Genomic DNA, 19191 nt, shown 5'->3' on the forward strand with positions numbered 1-19191 from the left:
TTTTAAGCCTCCTTTCTAGCTTCAATATCTTTAATTTCCTTGGTATTTTTTAATTTAAATATTTTTAATGATAATTCTTTGTCACCAAGTAACCCTTGAGGTCTAAATATCATTAAGATTATAAGGGCTAGTGGGTAAATAATCATTCTATAATCCTGTAGTCCTCTTAATAGCTCGGGTAAGAATGTTAAAATACCTGTAGAAATAATAGAGCCTGATAAAGATCCCATACCTCCAAAAACAACAAATGTTAAATAATCAATTGATTTAACAAAGTCAAAGGAAGTTGGTTGAAGATACCCCATATAATGAGCGTATAATCCACCAGCAAGTCCTGCAAAGAAAGCTCCTATAATGAAAGCAGTCATTTTATACTTGAAGGCATTAACTCCCATAGATTCAGCTGCAATTTCATTTTCACGTACAGCTAACATTGCACGCCCTTGAGATGAGTGGATTATGTTATAAATAATTATTACTGTAAGTGCCATGACCCAGAAACTTATTGAAATAGTTGTTTTTGTAGGGATTCCAGTAAATCCTCTAGCACCACCTACATAATCAATATTCATAATTATTACTCTAATGATTTCACAGAAAGCTAAAGTAGTAATTGCAAAATAGTCTCCTGTAAGTCTTAATGTTGGAAAACCAATCAAAGCAGCAAAGAAAGCAGATACTATTGCACCAACTATAATCGCTAAGAAGAAAGGTAAGTTAGCTTTAGTACTTATAATTGCAGAAATATAAGCACCTATGGCCATAAAACCAGCATGTCCCAAACAAAGCTGACCAGTAAAGCCTACAATTAAATTAAGTGATACAGCTAAAATTATATTTATAAACGTTAAAAGAATAATTCCTTCATAGTAAGCACCTATTACTCCTGTTTTTAATAAGGTAAATAGGATACCGTAAACAAGTAGTATTACACCAAATATTAATAATGATTTTTTTTCTGATAATTTTTTCATTTATATCACCTACACTTTCTCTCTTGTTACCTTACCAAGTAAGCCAGAAGGTTTAATTAATAAAATAACAATTAGAATACCAAAAACTATTGCATCTGAAAAAGTAGTAGATATATATGCCTTTGAAAGTGTTTCTAATAAGCCAATAGATAATCCTCCTAGTAAAGCACCAGGTATACTTCCTATTCCTCCAAGTACTGCTGCAACAAAGGCTTTTAGACCAGGCATAACACCCATATAAGGAGTTATGCTAGGATAGGATATTGCTACTAGAACACCAGCTATACCAGCTAGAGCAGAACCAATAGCAAAAGTTAGTGATATTGTATTGTTAACGTTTATTCCCATCAAAGATGCAGCCTCTATATCAAAGGAAGCTGCTCTCATTGCCTTTCCAACCTTAGTTTTAAAAACAATAAATTGAAGGAGAAGTACAAGGATTGCAGATACAGCAAACATAAGTAGTGTCTTCCATTCTATATGAAGTGCACCTATTTCTAAGTAACCAGCTTTAATTAGGTCTGGAAATGGTTTTGGATTAGCACCAACTAAAACTCTCATACTATTTTGTAATAACAAAGAAACACCTATTGCAGTAATAAGTAATGTTATTCTTGGTGAGTTTCTTAGTGGCTTATATGCTACTTTCTCAATTATAATACCAGCTAGTGCAGATGCAGCCATTGCAGCTAATAACGTAGGTACTAGTGGTAAATTTAGTGTGGTAGCACAATAGAAGCCTGCAAAGGCTCCTATCATGTATATTTCACCATGGGCAAAGTTTATTAATTGAATTATTCCATATACCATTGTGTAACCTAAAGCTAGGAGTGCATATACGCTACCTAAAGCTAAGCCATTAATCAATTGTTGTAAAAATTCCATAGTAACTCCTCCTTTAGTTAAGTATTATATTAAGGATTAACCTTATCATTTAATTCCTTCTTGTCTCCATTAATTTTTATAATAGCTGCGCTCTTAACGGCTGATCTTTCTTCATTAAATTTTATATTTCCAGTTACGCTATTAATTTCCATTCCGGCTAAAGCATCTCTTATTGCAGTTCCATCTGTACTATTTGCTTTTTCTATAGCTTTAACTAAAATTTTAGCTGTATCATAAGAAAGAGCAGCAAAGCAGTCTGGAGTTTTGTTATATTTCTTAGTATAAGAATCAACGAAGCTCTTTACATTTTCATCAGTATCTTCAGCATAGTAGTGGTTAATGTATATAGCACCATCTACAGCAGTTCCACCAATTTTAGTTAATTCTTCAGATTCCCATCCGTCTCCACCTAAGAATTGAGAAGTTATGCCCATATCTCTAGCTTGTTTAGCTATTAAACCAACAACGTTGTAGTAATCAGGCAATACAATAACCTCTGGATTAGCAGATTTTATTTTAGTAAGTTGTGCTTTAAAGTCTGTTTCTTTATCACTACTATAAGATAAGAATTCTACTACTTGTCCACCATTTTTCTCTAAAGTTTCTTTATATGCATTTGCAATTCCTTTTGAATAGTCAGAAGAGGAATTGTATAAAACGGCAGCAGTAGTCTTTCCTAGCTTTTCCTTAGTGTATTTAGCTAATATCTCACCTTGGAATGAATCTACAAAACATCCTCTAAACATGAAATCTCCACCTACATTAGTTATTGTTGGTTCAGTTCCAGTAGGTGTAATCATAGGAATCTTTTTATTTGTTGAATTAGGTGCTATTGCTAAAGTAGTACCAGATGTAACTCCTCCAAGAATTGCACAAACTCCATCTTTATCAACTAATTTGTTAAATGCTGAAGCAGCTACAGTATTATCACTTTGATCATCTTCAAAAATGAATTCAACTTTCTTGCCATTTATACCTCCAGCTGCATTAATCTCTTCAGCTAAAAGATCTGCCCCTTCTTTAACTGATATACCGTAAGTTGAGTTTGGACCAGATAAAGGCCCTATTCCTCCTATTTTTATAACCTCTGAGTCAGCCCCGCCTTCAGAGTTACCTCCACATCCTGCAAGTACTGAGAAAGCCATAGCAGACGCTAAAATTCCACAAAGTAATTTCTTTTTCATAATAAGTCCCCCTTTAATATTTAATTCTTAAATAATAACAAAAATGATTAATAAATTATTATTGAGATTTAATAAATAGTATCAATATAATATCATACAAAGTAAAATATTACAATATTGTTATTTAATATTTTATAACAAATATAATAAAAAGTTCCATAAACATAAATAATTTGTAAATGTAAATGTTATCTTGAAGTTTAATAAAAAAATTTCCTGATAATTAAATAAAAATGAATAATATACGTCTTACTAATGTAGCTGTGATAAAATCCTTAATAAGGGGATGAGTATGTCCATATTTAGTAGTAGGAAAAGAGAAAAGATATTAGAAAACTACTTAGAGTCGAATAGCGATAAACTATATAGGCTTGCTTTTGTATATGTTAAAAATAAAAATGAATCCTTAGATATTCTTCAAGACTCTATAGTTAAAGCGTACAAAAATATTAATAAGATTAAAGATATGAAAGCATTAGAAAAGTGGATTAATAAAATATTAATTAATACAGCTTTGGACTATTTAAGGAAAAGGTCAAGGATTGTCTATTGTGATGATATATTTAAGAATATTGAATTAATAGAAGATAATAACAGTGAATTAATAGAATCTGTGGATAACTTACCTGAAGATTTAAAAACTGTGATTATTTTAAAATATTTTCATGGCTACACCATAAATGAAGTAAGTGAGATTTTAGAGATATCTGTTCCAACTGTAAAGAATAGACTTCATAAAGCACTTAATTTTCTTAGAAAAGAATTTAAGGAGGGTAGTTATGAGTAAGAATATTTTTGAAGAGGAAAAAAGAAATTATGAGAATATAGAAATCCCTGAAGAATTAAACTTTAGAGTTAAAAAAGCTATAATTATAGGGAAAAAGGAAAGATTGAAAAAACGTATATACAATGTAGGAAAAAGTGTGGCTGCATTATTTATAATTTTCGTTGCAAGTGTAAATATATCAGCTACAGCAGCAGAAGCATTCAGTTCAATACCAGGATTTAAAAAGTTAGTGGAATTAGTTAGATTCAATGGTGGTGATGATGGTTTTGAAAATGCTGTGGAGTTTGGATTGGTTCAAAGTATTAATTATTCTGAAGAAAAGAATGGTATTAAATTTAAATTAAATAGTTTATCAGGAGATTATAAAAGGCTTTGGATCAATTATGAAATTGAAGATATAGATAAGTATGATGTTGATATAATGGTAAAACCTGATTATCCTATATCAAAGCAACTGTCAGTGGCTCAAGGAATTTTTAATATAAATGATAATTATTTTGAAACTACATTTAATGAGTTTCCATATGAAATAACATTTGAATTCAGGGTATACAAAAAAGGAGAAGGTGGATATTTAACAAGTTATGAGCCTATTTCAACATTTATAGTGCCAGTAAAGTTAGATGAAGCTTTCAATGTAGACATTAAAGAGTTTGATAGCAAAGCAGAACCATTAAAATTAGATGTTGGAACTATAAAATTTGTAAAGTTTGAAATAAGTAAAACTAGAACAGTTCTTAAATTTAAGTTTAATAGTAATTATTATGATAGTCTTATGTTCTTGCAGTGTAAAATAATTGATAAAGATAATAAGGTGTACGTGACAAGTAGTGTATCTATGAATAGTGAAATTCAATATGGTTATATGGAGTTCAATGGTGAAATTCCTTTTGATAAAAAGGAATTAATTATGAAGTTTGATGAAATTTATGTTCATCCAAAAGAAAAAGTAAAATTAAAGGTAGATATAAATAATAAAACAATAGATGAAAATTCATTTGGAATAGAAGTGGATAGCATTGATGGAAGTTATGTAATACTTAGAAGCAAAGTTGTAGAAGACTTTTCTATAGTGAGAGAAATTGAAGATGGTATAAGTGTTAATGGCGGGAATAAAGAGGGTGACTATGTTTATAATAATATAAGTATTTATGAAGCTAAAGAAGGTTTTGAAATATATAGTGTAATCTTTAAAGATGAAAGAGAAGTGAAATTAAAAATTAGTGAATGAAGAAGCTGCGAAAGCAGTTTCTTTTATTTTTATGAAGAAAAGAATGTAAGAACTTTTAAAGGTAAGAAGATAAGGAGTAAATAAATCGTCAGTGGAGGGATGAGAGTTCTATTCTTTATTTTGTATAGTCATTAATACATTAAGATGTATAAGTACTATACATTATAAAAACAATATTAATAATAAAAATAATATTATTTTTATAAATAAGATATCTTATAAAAGAATTTTTCTAAGAGAAATTCTTTTATGTCATAAAAATATAAGAACTTAAGAACTTTACAATATATAAATATGCTAAAACAATTCGAGAAAGAAGCAATAGTCTTTTGATAAGAAAGAGAAGCTTATGGAATTAGAAGTTTTCTGAAAGAAAATTATATTTAACTTTATTATTCTAATTATCTTGATTAACTAAAAAAGCTTTGCATCAGCAAAGCTTTTTCCAAATATCTATTTCTTCTTTCTTTAAGGTTTCTTTTTCTAAAAGTTCAATAGAGAACTTCTCTAATAATTCTTTATTATTATTTAGAAGTTTTAAAGTGTCATCATATAAAGAGTTAATTAAATCCTTACATTCTTCTATAACCTTTGTGCTATATCCAGATGCCATTGATCCTAAGGAAGAAAGTTTTAATAAGCCCAAGGTTTCTCCCATTCCATATTCACTAATCATTCCCATAGCAATGTTAGTAGCGTTGTTTAAATCACTAGAAGCACCAGTTGTTATTTTTTCTTTTCCAAAGATAATTTCTTCAGCAGCACGCCCACCAAGCATAACCATTATCTTTTTCTTTAAATAATCAGCTCTTTGGTAATTAGTATCTTCTGGTATAGTTAATGTGTATCCTCCAGCACCTTTAGTAGTTGGAATTATGGATATCTTTGAAACCTCATCTTCAGGTAATAATAATAATGATGTTAAAGCATGTCCAACTTCGTGGTAAGAAGTAAGTAATAGATCAGATGCTTTTAAGTGTGATCTCTCAAGTTTTTCATGTCCTGCTAGAACTATTGAATATGCTTTATCTATATGAGTTTCAGTTATACACTCAGAATTATCCTTAGCAGCAAGTATTGCAGCTTCATTAATTAAATTTTCTAGCTTAGCACCAGAAAAATAAGATGTCTTCTTTGCAATATCTTTAATGTTTAAATCAATATGAGGCTTATTGCTTAAATGAAGATTTATTATTTTTTCTCTTGCAGAAACATCTGGGAGAGCTACTTCTATATGCCTATCAAATCTACCAGGTCTAAGTAAAGCTTGGTCTAAAATATCTAATCTATTTGTAGCTGCCATTACAATTACACCTTCACTTTCTCCAAAGCCAGACATTTCTGTTAATAGAGCATTAAGGGTTTGATCCCTTTCATCATTTCCGCCAGCAGTTTTACCACCATCTCTATTTTTACCTATAGCATCTATCTCGTCTATAAAGATTACTGCTTTTCCGTGACTTCTTGCTTTTTTAAATAGATTTCTAATTCTAGCGGCACCAACACCCACATATACTTGCACAAAGTCTGATCCGCTTAAAGCATAGAAAGGTACTTTAGCTTCACCAGCAACAGCCTTAGCAAGAAGAGTTTTTCCTGTACCAGGATCACCATAAAGAATAACCCCTTTAGGCATTCTTGCACCATAACTTTTATATTTTTCAGGATTAGATAGAAAATCAACTATTTCCTTTAAACTTTCCTTTGCCTCCTCATTTCCAGCAACATCTTTAAAGCTTAGAGCTTTGCTACTATCTTCACTAAAATCTGTTAACTCTATTGATGTAGCAGAGGACATTCCTTTAGATTTATTTGTACTCATAAAAACTAGTGTTATTATTGAGCCTAGCAATAAAAGACCAGCAAAGGTTTTTGTAACATTTATATTATTATTCTCATTTATAGAGATATTCTTACTTAATAGTTCTTCCTTTAAAGTAGGACTATTAGGATTGTCAGTCTTATAGCTTGTCCCATCTTTTAAATAAATAGTCATATAGGGGTTATTGCTTAAAGCAACTTTTAATACTTGGTTTAATTCTAAATCAGATTTAAAAGTATTATATGACTTATTATTTTTTGTATTAAAATTTACTGATGAGAAGAGTAGTATACCTAATGATAATATTGAAGTTATTATTGGAATTATAATATAATTTTTCTTTTGTTTATTCATTGGGTACCTCCAAAATATATTTATACTACTATTATAAATATTTTGAATATTATGTCTAATTAAAATCATAACATTTACCAATGTAAGTTATGGTATGTATTAAAGAAGGAAAGTTATTTTACAACTGATGAAATAAAGGGTAAAATATAAAAAGATTAGTAATATTGGAGGAAATACTATATGAAAATTTCAGGTGTACAAGCCCAATTGATTGGATCAGATATACTTAGTATAATTAATGAGTTTGTTAAGGTTGATGGATTAGAATTAAAGGAAGTAACAATAGATAATGCTATTAATATAAAAGGAACTTTTAAAAAAGGGGTTTCTATTGATTTTGCAGGACAGTTAACAATAGAAAAGGTAGAAAATTCAATAGTTACTGCTAAATTTTCAAAGTTAAAACTTATGAAATTGGGATTCTTTAGGCCTATAAGAAGTTTAGCGTTAAAAATAGGATTAGGACAATTAAAGATAATTGGAATAGATGCAACAAAAGATAGAGTTATACTAGATATTAAAAAGTTGCTTAAGGATATTCCGTATGTAGATATAGATTTAAAAGCACTTTATATAAAAGGACAAGCGCTTCATGCAGAAGTAGAGAATATAAATATATCTTTAATGGGTAATATTATTAAAGTAGAAGAACCAGAAGTAATTACAGAATATGCGGATGAGGTTGAAGAACCTGTAAATAAGGTGGCTGATTACTATACTTTAGGTAGAGACAAACTTCAGGAAAAGTTACCTGATGGAGCAAAGAAGATTTCAGATTATATATTTGTAGTTCCTGATATTGTTGCATTAATTTGCAGAATGCTTAAAGATAGTAGGGTACCAATAAAAACAAAGTTAGTTGTTTCTGCATCTTTAGCTTATGTAATTTTTCCTACAGATTTAATACCTGATAAAATACCTTTTATAGGAAAGATAGATGAAATTGCAGTTGTATTTTTTGCTTTAAATAGAATAGCAACAGATGTTCCAACAAAGGTTATTCTAGAAAATTGGGCAGGTAAGGATGAACTTGTTTTAGTGCTTAAAAATGGTCTAGAATATGTTACTAACTTTACTGGTGCAAAGAATGTAGAAAAGCTTTATAATGTGGTAGAAGAATTAAGTACGTTATAGAAAGGAATAATACTATGTCAAAATATTATTCAATATATAGAGGTAAGTCTGGAATTCCAATGATAGTTAGAACATGGGATGAATGTAAAGAAGAAGTAATAGGATGTAAGGGAGCAATATATAAAAGTTTTAAAAGTGAAAAGGAAGCAATAGACTTTTTAGCTTTAAATTCTGAAGGAAAGCCTAAAACAGTAAAGAATAAAAATAAGGCGGAAGTTGATTCAGATATAGATAATTCAGGACTTGTTGTTTATGTAGATGGTAGTTTCTCTTTAGAAAAAGAGAATTATTCTTATGGATTTATAGCTATCGATAATGGAGAAGAAGTTTTTGAAGATTGTGGAGTTGGGGAAGATAAAGACTCTGTTTCATTAAGAAATGTTGCAGGGGAAGTTTTAGGTTCTTTAAAAGCTACAGAGTTTGCTATAAATAAAGGATATGAAAAAGTTACTATAGTATATGATTATAAAGGTGTAGAATGTTGGGCCTTAGGCACTTGGAAAAGAAATAAAGAATTAACACAAGCTTATCATGAAAAGATGCAAAATAATATGAAAAAGATTGATATAAAATTTGTTAAGGTAAAGGGGCACAGTGGTGATAAGTACAATGATATTGCTGATAAATTAGCTAAAAAAGCATTGGGAATTATTGCATAGGTTAAAATATACTAAAGTACACACTCTATATTATGAGAAATATTATTTTATTAAAGAGGTGTGTACATATGGGAAGATATATTAGTGGAATGGTAGCTGGATTAGCTGTTGGAGCAACTATAGGAATGATAGTAATGCCTCAACTAGATAGAAAAACTCAAAAAAAAATTAAAAAAGCAGGATGTAAGTTATTAGATTTTGCTGAAGATTCCTATGGGGATATAATAGATTTCATTAATTAATAATATGAGAAAGAGAAGTTGATTTACAACTTCTCTTTTTTATGTACGCCCAGCATGGATGTACACTAATCGGTGAAAGTCCGTAACGGGGACTGATAGTGCCAACTGTATAGCTTAAGACAAGGGTGCCTATCGTGAGGTAGAATCTGAAGGAAGTCGGCGGCAAACCTTTGGTCTGAGGAACACGAATCACATGAGGCTTAATTTAGTGGGTAAGCTTGCCTAACAAAGCAAAGCCCAATAACTATCCGAAAACTAATTAAGTAAATGTGGCAGATAGATGAATGGAAAGTGTACGTTTTTACCTGGGGAGGTCTGATAATACATCAATAAGTAGATGAAATTTCGAAATTGATAACCTATATAGTGATGTATAGCTGAATTATCAGAAGTCAGTAGACGGCATAGTACTTTCTCTAATCGCGATAGCAAAGGGAAGGACTGAACATTAGAAGGTTTACAACTTTGATAAATCTAAGAATTATGGAGAGTGCAGAAATTTCCATAAGGAATCTGACTGTGGAGGTAGAAATGGAAGTTCAAGATAAACAGAAGGCGCAGAGTAAAACTGTAGATTTATTAAATAGAGAAAGCGTAAAAGATGAGTTATTTGATGCTAATAGGTTACTTGAAGATGTGCTTGAAAGAAATAATATGCTTAAAGCAATGTATAGAGTAATTATAAATAAAGGTAGTTATGGAATTGATGGTATGAAAGCCGATGAACTTTGAGAGCATGTCAAAAAGACTTGGGTTACAGTTAAAGCTAAACTGCTAGAGGGAAAATATAATCCATCTCCAGTAAGGAGAGTAGAAATTCCAAAGCCTGATGGAGGAGTAAGATTACTTGGAATACCAACAGTACAGGATAGAATGATTCAACAAGCTATTGCCCAAATACTTAGTAAATTATACGAGCCTACTTTCTCTGAAAGTAGTTTCGGATTCAGATCTAATAGAGGTGCAAAGAATGCTATTAAACAATCAGAAACATATATAAATCAAGGATATAAATGGGTTGTAGATATGGAATTAGAAAAATTCTTTGATAAAGTGAACCATAACATACTAATGGGGAAACTTGAAAAGAAAATTAAAGATAAAAGACTTCTGAAACTTATAAGAAAATATCTAGAAAGTGGAGTTCTTATAAATGGAATTAAAGTATCAAGTGAAGAAGGAACGGCACAAGGTGGGCCACTTAGCCCATTGTTAGCAATTATAATTTTAGACGATGTTGGTAAGGAACTTGAGAAAAGAGGGCATAAGTTTTGTAGATATGCCGATGATTGCAATATATATGTCAAGAGTAAAAGAGCAGGTTTGAGGGTAATGGATTCTATAACAAGAATCATTGAAAATGAACGTAAATTAAAAGTAAATAAAGATAAGAGTGCAGTTGATGTTGTAAGTAAAAGAAAGTTTTTAGGGTTTTCATTTTATTTCATTAAAGGTGTAGCCAAAATAAGAATACATGAGAAATGAATTAAAATATTCAAAGAGAAGGTAAAATCCATAACTAATAGAAACAGAGGAATCTCTATGGATTTAAGATTACTTAAATTAAATGCTTCTATTAAAGGATGGATTAATTATTTTGGAATAGCTAACGCTAAGCGGAAGCTGTTGGAACTAGATATAGAAATTTAGTGAAATTAGGAATCGATAACTGGAAGGCATGGGAATATGCCAATATAAGAAAAGACCACTGGAAAATCTCCGGTAGCCCAATTCTAAGTAAATCGCTTCATAATAAATATCCATTAAATTCTAGTGAACCGCCGTATACCGAACGGTACGTATGGTGGTGTGAGAGGATACTGAATAAAATAATTATTTAGTTCCTACTCGATTGTCTAGGAAAGTAAGAAATTTCGATTTGCTATAAATCAAAGGTATTATCACATCTTAATATTAAAAATTATAGATAATAATTTCCTTACTTTTAGTAGGAAGGAGATAGACGTTTATTTTTCGTGATTTGGAGCTTGCGACGGAAAGAGAAAAATAAATATCCACACTGCCTTCTTTATTGATAGAATGTTTTAAAGTTAATATAAGGATATTCGACAAAATTTTAAATGAAGCAGAGATTACCTATATATTAATAAAAGTATATATATAGTAAGAGAAAATAGAAATATTTATATAAATTTTTAGTATTTATTAAAGAAGTAGCAAATAAAATAAGAAAAAAACCCTAATAAAGTTACAAGTTGTTGTTTTCTTTTGCAAATTTATGGTATAATTTATGTAAAATTGATTTATTTATATCGTGATATCAATACTATTAAAAAGGAAGAGTGCAATATGGAAATTCTATCGTTAGGGGAAAAAATTAAAAGAAGAAGAAAAGAATTGAATATGACTTTAAAAGATTTAGCAAAAGATAGAATTACTCCGGGGCAAATAAGTCTTGTAGAGTCTGGTCGTTCTAATCCTTCTATGGACTTATTAGAGTATTTAGCTAATAGCTTGAATACTACAGTGGAGTATTTGATGGAGTCGGAAGAGAGTCAAGCTGAAAAAATATGTACATATTATGAGCAAGTTGCAGAGTCGTATATTTTAAGTGGAGATTATGTTACAGGGGAAAAATATATTGAGAATGCTCTGTATTATGCAGAAAGGTATAATTTAGAATACAGAAAAGCTAGAATATTATTCTTAAGAGCAGAAATTCATATTTCAAAGGGTGAGCTTGCAGTTGCACAGCAGTTCTTTTTATCATCTAATGTAATTTTTATAAAAAACAATGAATATGAAGAGATAGTTAAAACATTTTTAAAGTTAGGAAAAATTACTTTAGAGTTAAATGCATATCATTCTGCTAATAGTTATTTAAAGCAAGCAGAAAAGGTATATTTAGATAATAATATAGGTAATGATTTCTTATTGGGAGAAGTATATTACAATATGTCAAAAACTTACTATATTATTGAAGACTTACAAAAAGCAATGGATTATGCTTTTTTAGCAAAAGAAAAGTTTGATCAAATTCACAATAAAAAAGAGTACGCAAAAACACTTCTACTTTTATCAGAAGAATATAATAGAAGAGGTGATTTAAACAATGCTATAAAGTATTCCACAAAAACATTAGAGGTATATCATGAAATAAATGATCTTAAAAGTGTTTCTGATATAGAAAATAACCTAGGAAAATTATTTTATAACTTTGAAAATATTGAAGAATCTTTCAAGCACTATGAAATGGCTAGAGAAATTAGAACTAGAAATAATGATGACAGCTTAATAGAGACATTAATTAACATATGTAAAAATTATCTTAAGATAAAAGAAATAGATAAATGTGAAAAGCAATTAGAAGAAATATATCACATATTAAAAGATGATGATATAGATGGACGCATCGAATGCAACTTAATAAAATACAGAGTTTATACAATAAAAGATGAACTTAGCGAAGCTGAAGATGTTTTAGTTAATACGTACAAGCTTTCTAAAAATACAGATAAATTAAGAAAAGCAGGAGAGTTAGCAATAATGGTTGGGAAATTCTATATAGATCATAAGAATGATACTCAAGCAGCTAAATATCTTGATGAAGGGGTTAGCATATTTAAAGAATTAGGTATATTACAAAACTAATATTAAATGGGTGATTAAGATGGAGATATTATCTACTGGGGAAAAAATTAAAAGATCAAGGATTTATAAGGGAATAACGCTAAAGGAACTTTGTGGGGATAAAATTTCTATTTCTAAAATGAGCTGTATTGAAAATGGTAAGGTGAAAGCAGATAGTGAAATTATAAAGTATGTGGCTGATAAAATTGGGGTAGATTATGATTATTTAATTCAAGATGTATACGAACAAATATTAAACAATCTTAATTCAATAAAGAAGTCTACGAAAAAAGATTTGATATTTGAGGACAATATAAGGCATAACCTAGAGTATGCAATTGAATATGCATATTATGACTTAGCCTTTGAATTAATACATATAGTTTTCTCCTATTATTTAGAGGAAAATAAATGGGAGAAAATTCAGCTGATAATTTCACAATATTATGATCTATATCAAAGAACTAATACAGAAAGCAATACAGTAACTTATTTTAGAGATATGGCACAATATCTATTCCAAAATAGAGAGTATACTGAGGCGATAACTTATTATGGTAGGCTTAGAGAAATTATTTCTGAAAATGGAATTAAAGAAAAAAATACATATGCTTTTATTGCCTACAATGAAGGGATTTGTTATTGGAAGCTAAATAATTATGAAAAAGCTTACAAATTCCTATGTGAAGCAATAAAATATATTGATAGTATAAAAGACGATATAAATAAAGGGAAAATATATCATGCCTATGCTTTAATCTGCATAAAGTTAGGTCATAGTGAAGCAGAGGGGTACATAGAAAAAGCTTTTCAATGTCAAAAGGATAATCCTATATTAGTTGCAACTTCAAAAGGTGATTATGGTGAAGCATATTTTACTGCAGGTAATAGAAAAAAAGCTATATCAGAAATTGAAGAGGGAATTAAGCTATTTCCTAAACACAGCAAAGAAAAGTATGTTGAGTTTTTAAGTGAATGCATAAATGTTTTTCTTAATAATAAGGAGTATGAAAAAGCATATGATTTGTCAGATGAGTCTTTAGACTTAGCAATAGAGACTGACAATATTAGGTTGATTGAAAAGGCTTATTCTTTAAAGGGAAAAGTTTTACAAAAAGAAAATAGATATAGAGAATCAGAAAGATATATGAATTTGGCATTAGATTCATTGTTTAAGTTTGGTACTAAAAAAGAAAGACATGATAGATATTTAGAAATGGCTAATATGTACTATAAATTAGGCGAAGTTAGAGATGCAATTAAATATTTTACATTAGCAATGAGCAAGGAAAAAAGTATATAAATTAAAAAGGGGGCATTCGGAAAGAATGCCCTTTTATTAGTTAAAAGAGATAAAAAACTTTTTGTACAAGTTTTATTCTTATCTTTATTATTCTTATTATCTTAATTAACTTTCATTATTTTTTTGTTGGTTTAATTAATATAAGTGTTGCTCCATATCCTTTTAGTTTAGTTATTATATTTAAAACAGGACTCTTTTTAGCATACTTAAATTCAATTTTTGGAAAAGATGCTTTTGAAAGTATCTCCATTTCTTCTTTGTTTAGTCGCTCAGGTTTACCCATAGATACCCAGTAGTCATATGAAGAACCCACCTTTTGATTTATTTCATAGAAGGTTATTCTAGAGTCGCTAGGTACATTAAATAAGTTTAAAGAAATTTTTCTTTCAGCAGACTTTAATTTTGAACTGTTTTTAAATAAGTCATCTATGTTTTCATTATAGGTATATAAAAGAATACTATATGTATCTCTATCTTTGGTTACTATATATCCATCATCCTTTGCTACAACATTTCCACTTAATTTGCTTAGTAGATAATATGCATAGTAGGAAGGTTTACGTATATCCATATCATTAATTATCCCAGATGCTCCTATAAAAACTTCATTATTTAAGTAAATTTCTTTTTCAATAACATCAAAAGCCCTAAGAAAACTTAAATCTTTATGGGTAAATATACTACTATGAATTATATAAGGTAGCATATATGCTGTATCATAAATAGGATTTAATTCTTTAAATGGAACAAACTCTTCTTCTAGTAAACTAAATTTACTATTATTAAAATATTTTCTTAGTTCCTCTTTTATCTCTAGAGAAAGAGTTGAGTTTAATTGAAATTTTACATCAGATAAATAATAGTATTCTATTTCTGAGAAATAAGAATGGAAGCTTTCTATAGTGTGAATATAGTCTTCTATTTCAAAATCATAATTATCGATAACTATAAGAGGTTTCAGTTCAATTGATGCCATAAACTCTAATACAGTTTTAACTCTGTTCCAATTTATAAAGTCACTACTCTTAAATATTCCCATATTATTATGGAAAAAATATTCTATCCTTCCGTATTCAAAATGAATTTCATTTTGAAGAGATTCAAGAATATCCTTATTATCTTCAATCATTAAATCAAAAATATCTCCAAGACTAATAATTTCTCTAAATTTATCACTATATTTTTCGATGTTGTTATTTATGTCTACATCAATAGTCCAAAGTTTATTTTCGTAATTAAATCTTTCATAGTTTTCTAAATAAGTAGATAAAATATCAATAGAATCTTCAAGTGGAAGAAGGGTAATGTCCTTCATTTTTTCTAAAGTAGCTTCATCAAACTTATTTTTTCTTCTAAATTGAAGAGGGGTACAGTTATAATAGCTTTTAAAGTGCTTATTAAAGTACCTAGTATGTGAAAATCCAACCTCTTCAGAAATTTCATATATACTCATATCTGTATCTAAAAGTAGCTTAACTGATTCTTCAACTCTAGTTAGGTTTATAAGGTCAGTAAAGCTATATCCAGTTACATTTTTTATTTCATGTGAAAGATAGTGGGGGCTTAAAAACTCTTTTTTAGCAATAGCTTGAAGAGTAATATTATTATTGTAGTTATTAAAAATATATTTTGAAATTCTATGATATCTTTCAAGTTGCTCTTTGTTATCTTTTAGCTCTTCTTGGTCATAGATTAAGTAATGAAAATTATTTATTAGGTGGAAGAGTAAGTCTATTAAAATAGATTCTATCTCTTCATCATAATTTTCAACCTTTTGAACTGACTCACAAAGTAGTTTTGCAAGTAATGTTCTAAATATAATGTATTCTTCACCTTCTTGAGCTCCTAAATCTGATGTATTTGTATAAAAATAAATATTTTTAATATCTTTATAGTACTTTTCAAAAAAGCTTTGGTCTATATGAAATAGTAGGATTTTATTATCCTCATTAGAATAAAGTCTATGAGATTCATCAACATTTATTATTTCTAGTTCATTTTCATAAAGTTCAAAGTTATCTGTATCTATAGATATATTTATTTTTCCTTTTAACACATAGACTATTTCAATGGCATTATGCCAATGTAGAGGATATTCTTTGATAGTAGCATAAGTAATTTGTATTGGTAGGTCCGAGTTATATGTAACATACTCTTTCCTCATAAGCTTCACCTCATAAAAATTGTAATTAATAAAATTATATCAAAAAGAACAAAAAAATAAAATATAACTTTGACTTTCTTTGACTTTTGTATTATTATAAAAATATAGAAAAGAATATTAAAAGGAGATTAAAGGAGGAAAGATTTATGAATGTTGATAAAATGACAATAAGAGTTCAACAAGCATTAAATGATGCTAATTTAATTGCTGTTAAGTATAATCATCAACAAATAGAAGTAATACATCTTTTTGCTGCTCTTGTAGAACAAGAGGATGGATTAATTCCTAATATTCTAACAAAGATGAATGTTGATGTAAGAGGTTTAAAGAGTACGTTAAACAGAACTTTAGATAATATGCCTAAAGTTTTAGGTGAAGGTGCTAATAGTTCAGGAGTATATATAACTAGAAAAGTTGAGGAAGTTTTAATAAAAGCAGAAGAACTTGCTAAAAAGTTTGAAGATTCTTATATAAGTGTTGAACATTTGATGTTAGCTATTCTAGATAAAGAAAAGTCAGGAGCTGTAGGAGATATTTTAAAATCTTATAGCATTACTGAAAAGAACTTTATGAAAGTTTTAAGTGAAGTTAGAGGAAGTCAAAGAGTAGAGACAAATGACCCAGAAGGAACTTATGATGCTTTAGCAAAGTATGGTACAAATTTAGTTGAGTTAGCTAAAAAGCATAAATTAGATCCTGTAATAGGAAGAGATGAAGAAATTAGAAGGGCAGTTAGAATTCTTTCTAGAAGGACTAAGAATAATCCAGTGTTAATTGGTGAACCTGGTGTAGGTAAAACTGCTATTGTAGAAGGATTAGCTGAAAGAATAGTAAGAGGAGATGTGCCAGAAGGATTAAAGGATAAGATAATTTTCTCATTAGATATGGGTTCTTTAATTGCTGGTGCAAAATATAGAGGAGAATTTGAAGAAAGATTAAAGGCTGTTTTAAAGGAAGTACAAAATAGTGAAGGTAGAATAATTTTATTTATAGATGAAATTCATACAATAGTTGGTGCTGGTAAAACAGATGGAGCAATGGATGCTGGCAATCTAATTAAGCCTTTACTTGCAAGAGGTGAACTTCACTGTATTGGTGCAACCACTTTTGATGAATATAGACAATACATCGAAAAAGATAAGGCTCTTGAAAGAAGATTCCAACCTGTCATTGTAGATGAACCATCAGTAGATGATACAATTTCAATATTAAGAGGATTAAAAGAAAAATTTGAAATTCACCATGGAATCAGAATTCATGACTCTGCTATAGTTGCAGCTGCGAAATTATCTAATAGATATATTCAAGATAGATATTTACCAGATAAGGCTATAGACTTAATTGATGAAGCAGGTTCTATGATAAGGTCAGAAATTGACTCTTTACCAACTGAGTTAGATGTTATAAGAAGAAAAGTATTCCAGTTAGAAATTGAAAAAGAAGCTCTAGAAAAAGAAAAAGATGAAGGTTCTAAAAAGAGATTAGAAGCTTTAACTAAGGAGTTAGCTGAATTAAAAGAAAAGAATGATGAAATGACAGCTAAATATGAGAAAGAAAAAGAGCATATAACATCTTTAAAAGACTTAAAGACTAAACTTGATGAAGCACGTGGTGATCTTGAAAGATATGAAAGAGAATATGATTATAACAAGGTTGCCGAAATTAGATATTCTGTTATTCCTAAGATAGAAGAAGAAATAAAAGCTAAGGAATATGAAGTTAAAGAAAACTATGAAGGTGCATTATTAAAAGAAGAGGTTACAGAAGAAGAAATTTCTGAAGTTCTTTCAAAATGGACTGGAATTCCTGTAAGCAATCTTCTTGAGGGAGAAAGAGAAAAGTTGTTAAGATTGGACTCTGAATTACAAAGAAGAGTTATAGGTCAAGATGCAGCAGTTGAAGCAGTATCTAATGCTATATTAAGAGCAAGAGCAGGCCTTAAAGATGTAAATAAGCCAATTGGTTCATTTATCTTCTTAGGACCAACAGGTGTAGGTAAAACAGAATTGGCTAAAACTTTGGCTAGAACTATGTTTGATAGTGAAGATGCTATGATAAGAATTGATATGTCTGAATATATGGAGAAACATGCTGTATCTAGATTAGTTGGAGCGCCTCCAGGATATGTTGGATATGAACAAGGTGGTCAGCTAACAGAAGCTGTTAGAAGAAAACCATATAGTGTACTATTATTTGATGAAATTGAAAAGGCACATGAAGATGTATTTAATATGTTCCTTCAAATTTTAGATGATGGTAGATTAACGGATAATAAAGGTAAAACTGTAGATTTTAAAAATACAATTATAATAATGACTTCAAATATTGGTTCTCAATATTTATTAGATAACCAAGGTGATGAAATAACTGATGAAAGTAAAGATAAAGTTATGGCTTCTTTAAGAAATAAGTTTAAACCAGAATTCTTAAACAGAGTTGATGATATTATTATGTTTAAGCCTTTATCAGAAGAAGGAATTAAGAAGATAATTGATATATTCTTAGATGAAGTAAGAGCAAGACTTGTTGATAAGAATATAAAACTAGAAGTAACAGATGAAGCTAAGAGTATTTTAGCAAAAGAAGGATATGATCCAGTATATGGTGCAAGACCACTTAAGAGATATATCCAAAATACCCTTGAAAATAACTTGGCTAGAAGAATTATTAAAGGTGATGTTCATTATGGTTCAACTGTAGTTGTAGATGGACAAAACAATGAATTGACACTTTATACAAGGGAAAAATAGCTTGTATACAAAACCTCCTTTAGGCAGAAAATAAGAATAGGTAGTAGGTAAGAAGGTACTAGGTAAAAAATTATAAGATTAAAAGGTATTAAACTAAGTTTTGGTTTGTAC

At 29.3% G+C, this 19191-nt stretch carries 16 protein-coding genes; 11 read left to right on the forward strand and 5 right to left on the reverse strand.

The window, feature by feature from the left end; all coding sequences use genetic code 11:
- Window positions 1–2: 2 nt before the first annotated feature.
- The 3 genes from DR024_RS02510 to DR024_RS02520 are packed head-to-tail and all read right to left on the reverse strand — an operon-like array spanning window position 3 to window position 3043.
- A complete protein-coding gene (locus DR024_RS02510; protein WP_027096860.1) occupies window positions 3–974 on the reverse strand; it encodes a branched-chain amino acid ABC transporter permease in 972 nt (323 codons plus the stop codon).
- A gap of 9 nt (window positions 975–983) precedes the next feature.
- Window positions 984–1859 (reverse strand): branched-chain amino acid ABC transporter permease, encoded by an 876-nt coding sequence (locus DR024_RS02515; protein WP_027096859.1) that lies wholly within the window; start codon window positions 1857–1859, stop codon window positions 984–986.
- Window positions 1860–1888: 29 nt separating this feature from the next.
- Entirely contained in the window at window positions 1889–3043 is a 1155-nt protein-coding gene (locus tag DR024_RS02520; RefSeq protein ID WP_055183473.1) for an ABC transporter substrate-binding protein, read from the reverse strand.
- Between the two features lie 292 nt (window positions 3044–3335).
- On the opposite strand from DR024_RS02520, the gene DR024_RS02525 reads away from it, so the two are divergent.
- Window positions 3336–3830, forward strand: coding sequence for a sigma-70 family RNA polymerase sigma factor (locus tag DR024_RS02525; protein WP_027096857.1), 495 nt, complete (start codon window positions 3336–3338; stop codon window positions 3828–3830).
- Window positions 3823–5061 (forward strand): DUF4179 domain-containing protein, encoded by a 1239-nt coding sequence (locus DR024_RS02530; RefSeq protein WP_055183472.1) that lies wholly within the window; start codon window positions 3823–3825, stop codon window positions 5059–5061. Before DR024_RS02525 ends, DR024_RS02530 begins: the two co-directional genes overlap by 8 nt.
- Window positions 5062–5491: 430 nt before the next feature.
- Here the strand turns inward: DR024_RS02530 and DR024_RS02535 are convergent, their stop codons facing one another.
- On the reverse strand, window positions 5492–7237 hold the full coding sequence (locus tag DR024_RS02535; protein ID WP_027096854.1) for an ATP-dependent metallopeptidase FtsH/Yme1/Tma family protein: 1746 nt from the start codon (window positions 7235–7237) through the stop codon (window positions 5492–5494).
- Between the two features lie 180 nt (window positions 7238–7417).
- Between DR024_RS02535 and DR024_RS02540 the strand changes: the two genes are divergently transcribed.
- The 8 genes from DR024_RS02540 (at window position 7418) to DR024_RS02565 (ending at window position 14166) form a co-directional block, all read left to right on the forward strand.
- Window positions 7418–8371, forward strand: coding sequence for a YkvA family protein (locus DR024_RS02540; RefSeq protein WP_111918114.1), 954 nt, complete (start codon window positions 7418–7420; stop codon window positions 8369–8371).
- 14 nt (window positions 8372–8385) lie between these two features.
- Window positions 8386–9030 carry a ribonuclease H1 domain-containing protein gene (locus DR024_RS02545; RefSeq protein ID WP_027096852.1) on the forward strand — a complete coding sequence of 215 codons (645 nt, stop codon included), beginning with the start codon at window positions 8386–8388 and terminating at the stop codon, window positions 9028–9030.
- 68 nt (window positions 9031–9098) lie between these two features.
- Window positions 9099–9272 (forward strand): YtxH domain-containing protein, encoded by a 174-nt coding sequence (locus tag DR024_RS02550; RefSeq protein ID WP_111918117.1) that lies wholly within the window; start codon window positions 9099–9101, stop codon window positions 9270–9272.
- Window positions 9273–9803: 531 nt separating this feature from the next.
- Window positions 9804–10004 carry a hypothetical protein gene (locus tag DR024_RS18190; RefSeq protein WP_271842164.1) on the forward strand — a complete coding sequence of 67 codons (201 nt, stop codon included), beginning with the start codon at window positions 9804–9806 and terminating at the stop codon, window positions 10002–10004.
- Between the two features lie 39 nt (window positions 10005–10043).
- Window positions 10044–10757 (forward strand): group II intron reverse transcriptase/maturase, encoded by a 714-nt coding sequence (gene ltrA / locus DR024_RS18195; RefSeq protein WP_316110057.1) that lies wholly within the window; start codon window positions 10044–10046, stop codon window positions 10755–10757.
- A gap of 57 nt (window positions 10758–10814) precedes the next feature.
- Window positions 10815–10922: a group II intron maturase-specific domain-containing protein gene (locus DR024_RS18200; protein WP_316109976.1), complete on the forward strand. Its 108-nt coding sequence runs from the start codon at window positions 10815–10817 to the stop codon at window positions 10920–10922.
- Between the two features lie 660 nt (window positions 10923–11582).
- Window positions 11583–12884: a helix-turn-helix domain-containing protein gene (locus tag DR024_RS02560; RefSeq protein WP_027096851.1), complete on the forward strand. Its 1302-nt coding sequence runs from the start codon at window positions 11583–11585 to the stop codon at window positions 12882–12884.
- Between the two features lie 19 nt (window positions 12885–12903).
- Window positions 12904–14166, forward strand: a complete 1263-nt coding sequence (locus DR024_RS02565; protein WP_111918119.1) for a helix-turn-helix transcriptional regulator — start codon at window positions 12904–12906, stop codon at window positions 14164–14166.
- A gap of 115 nt (window positions 14167–14281) precedes the next feature.
- Here DR024_RS02565 and DR024_RS02570 read toward each other — a convergent pair whose 3' ends face one another.
- Window positions 14282–16330, reverse strand: a complete 2049-nt coding sequence (locus tag DR024_RS02570) for a helix-turn-helix domain-containing protein (RefSeq protein WP_027096849.1) — start codon at window positions 16328–16330, stop codon at window positions 14282–14284.
- Window positions 16331–16476: 146 nt separating this feature from the next.
- Here DR024_RS02570 and clpB point away from each other — a divergent pair, with 146 nt between their 5' ends.
- The gene (clpB, locus tag DR024_RS02575; protein WP_099327976.1) at window positions 16477–19080 is read left to right on the forward strand and encodes an ATP-dependent chaperone ClpB; all 2604 of its coding nucleotides are present in this window, start codon (window positions 16477–16479) and stop codon (window positions 19078–19080) included.
- The last annotated feature ends 111 nt before the right edge of the window (window positions 19081–19191 follow it).

This window comes from Clostridium paraputrificum (assembly GCF_900447045.1).
Taxonomy (GTDB): Bacteria; Bacillota; Clostridia; order Clostridiales; family Clostridiaceae; genus Clostridium; species Clostridium paraputrificum.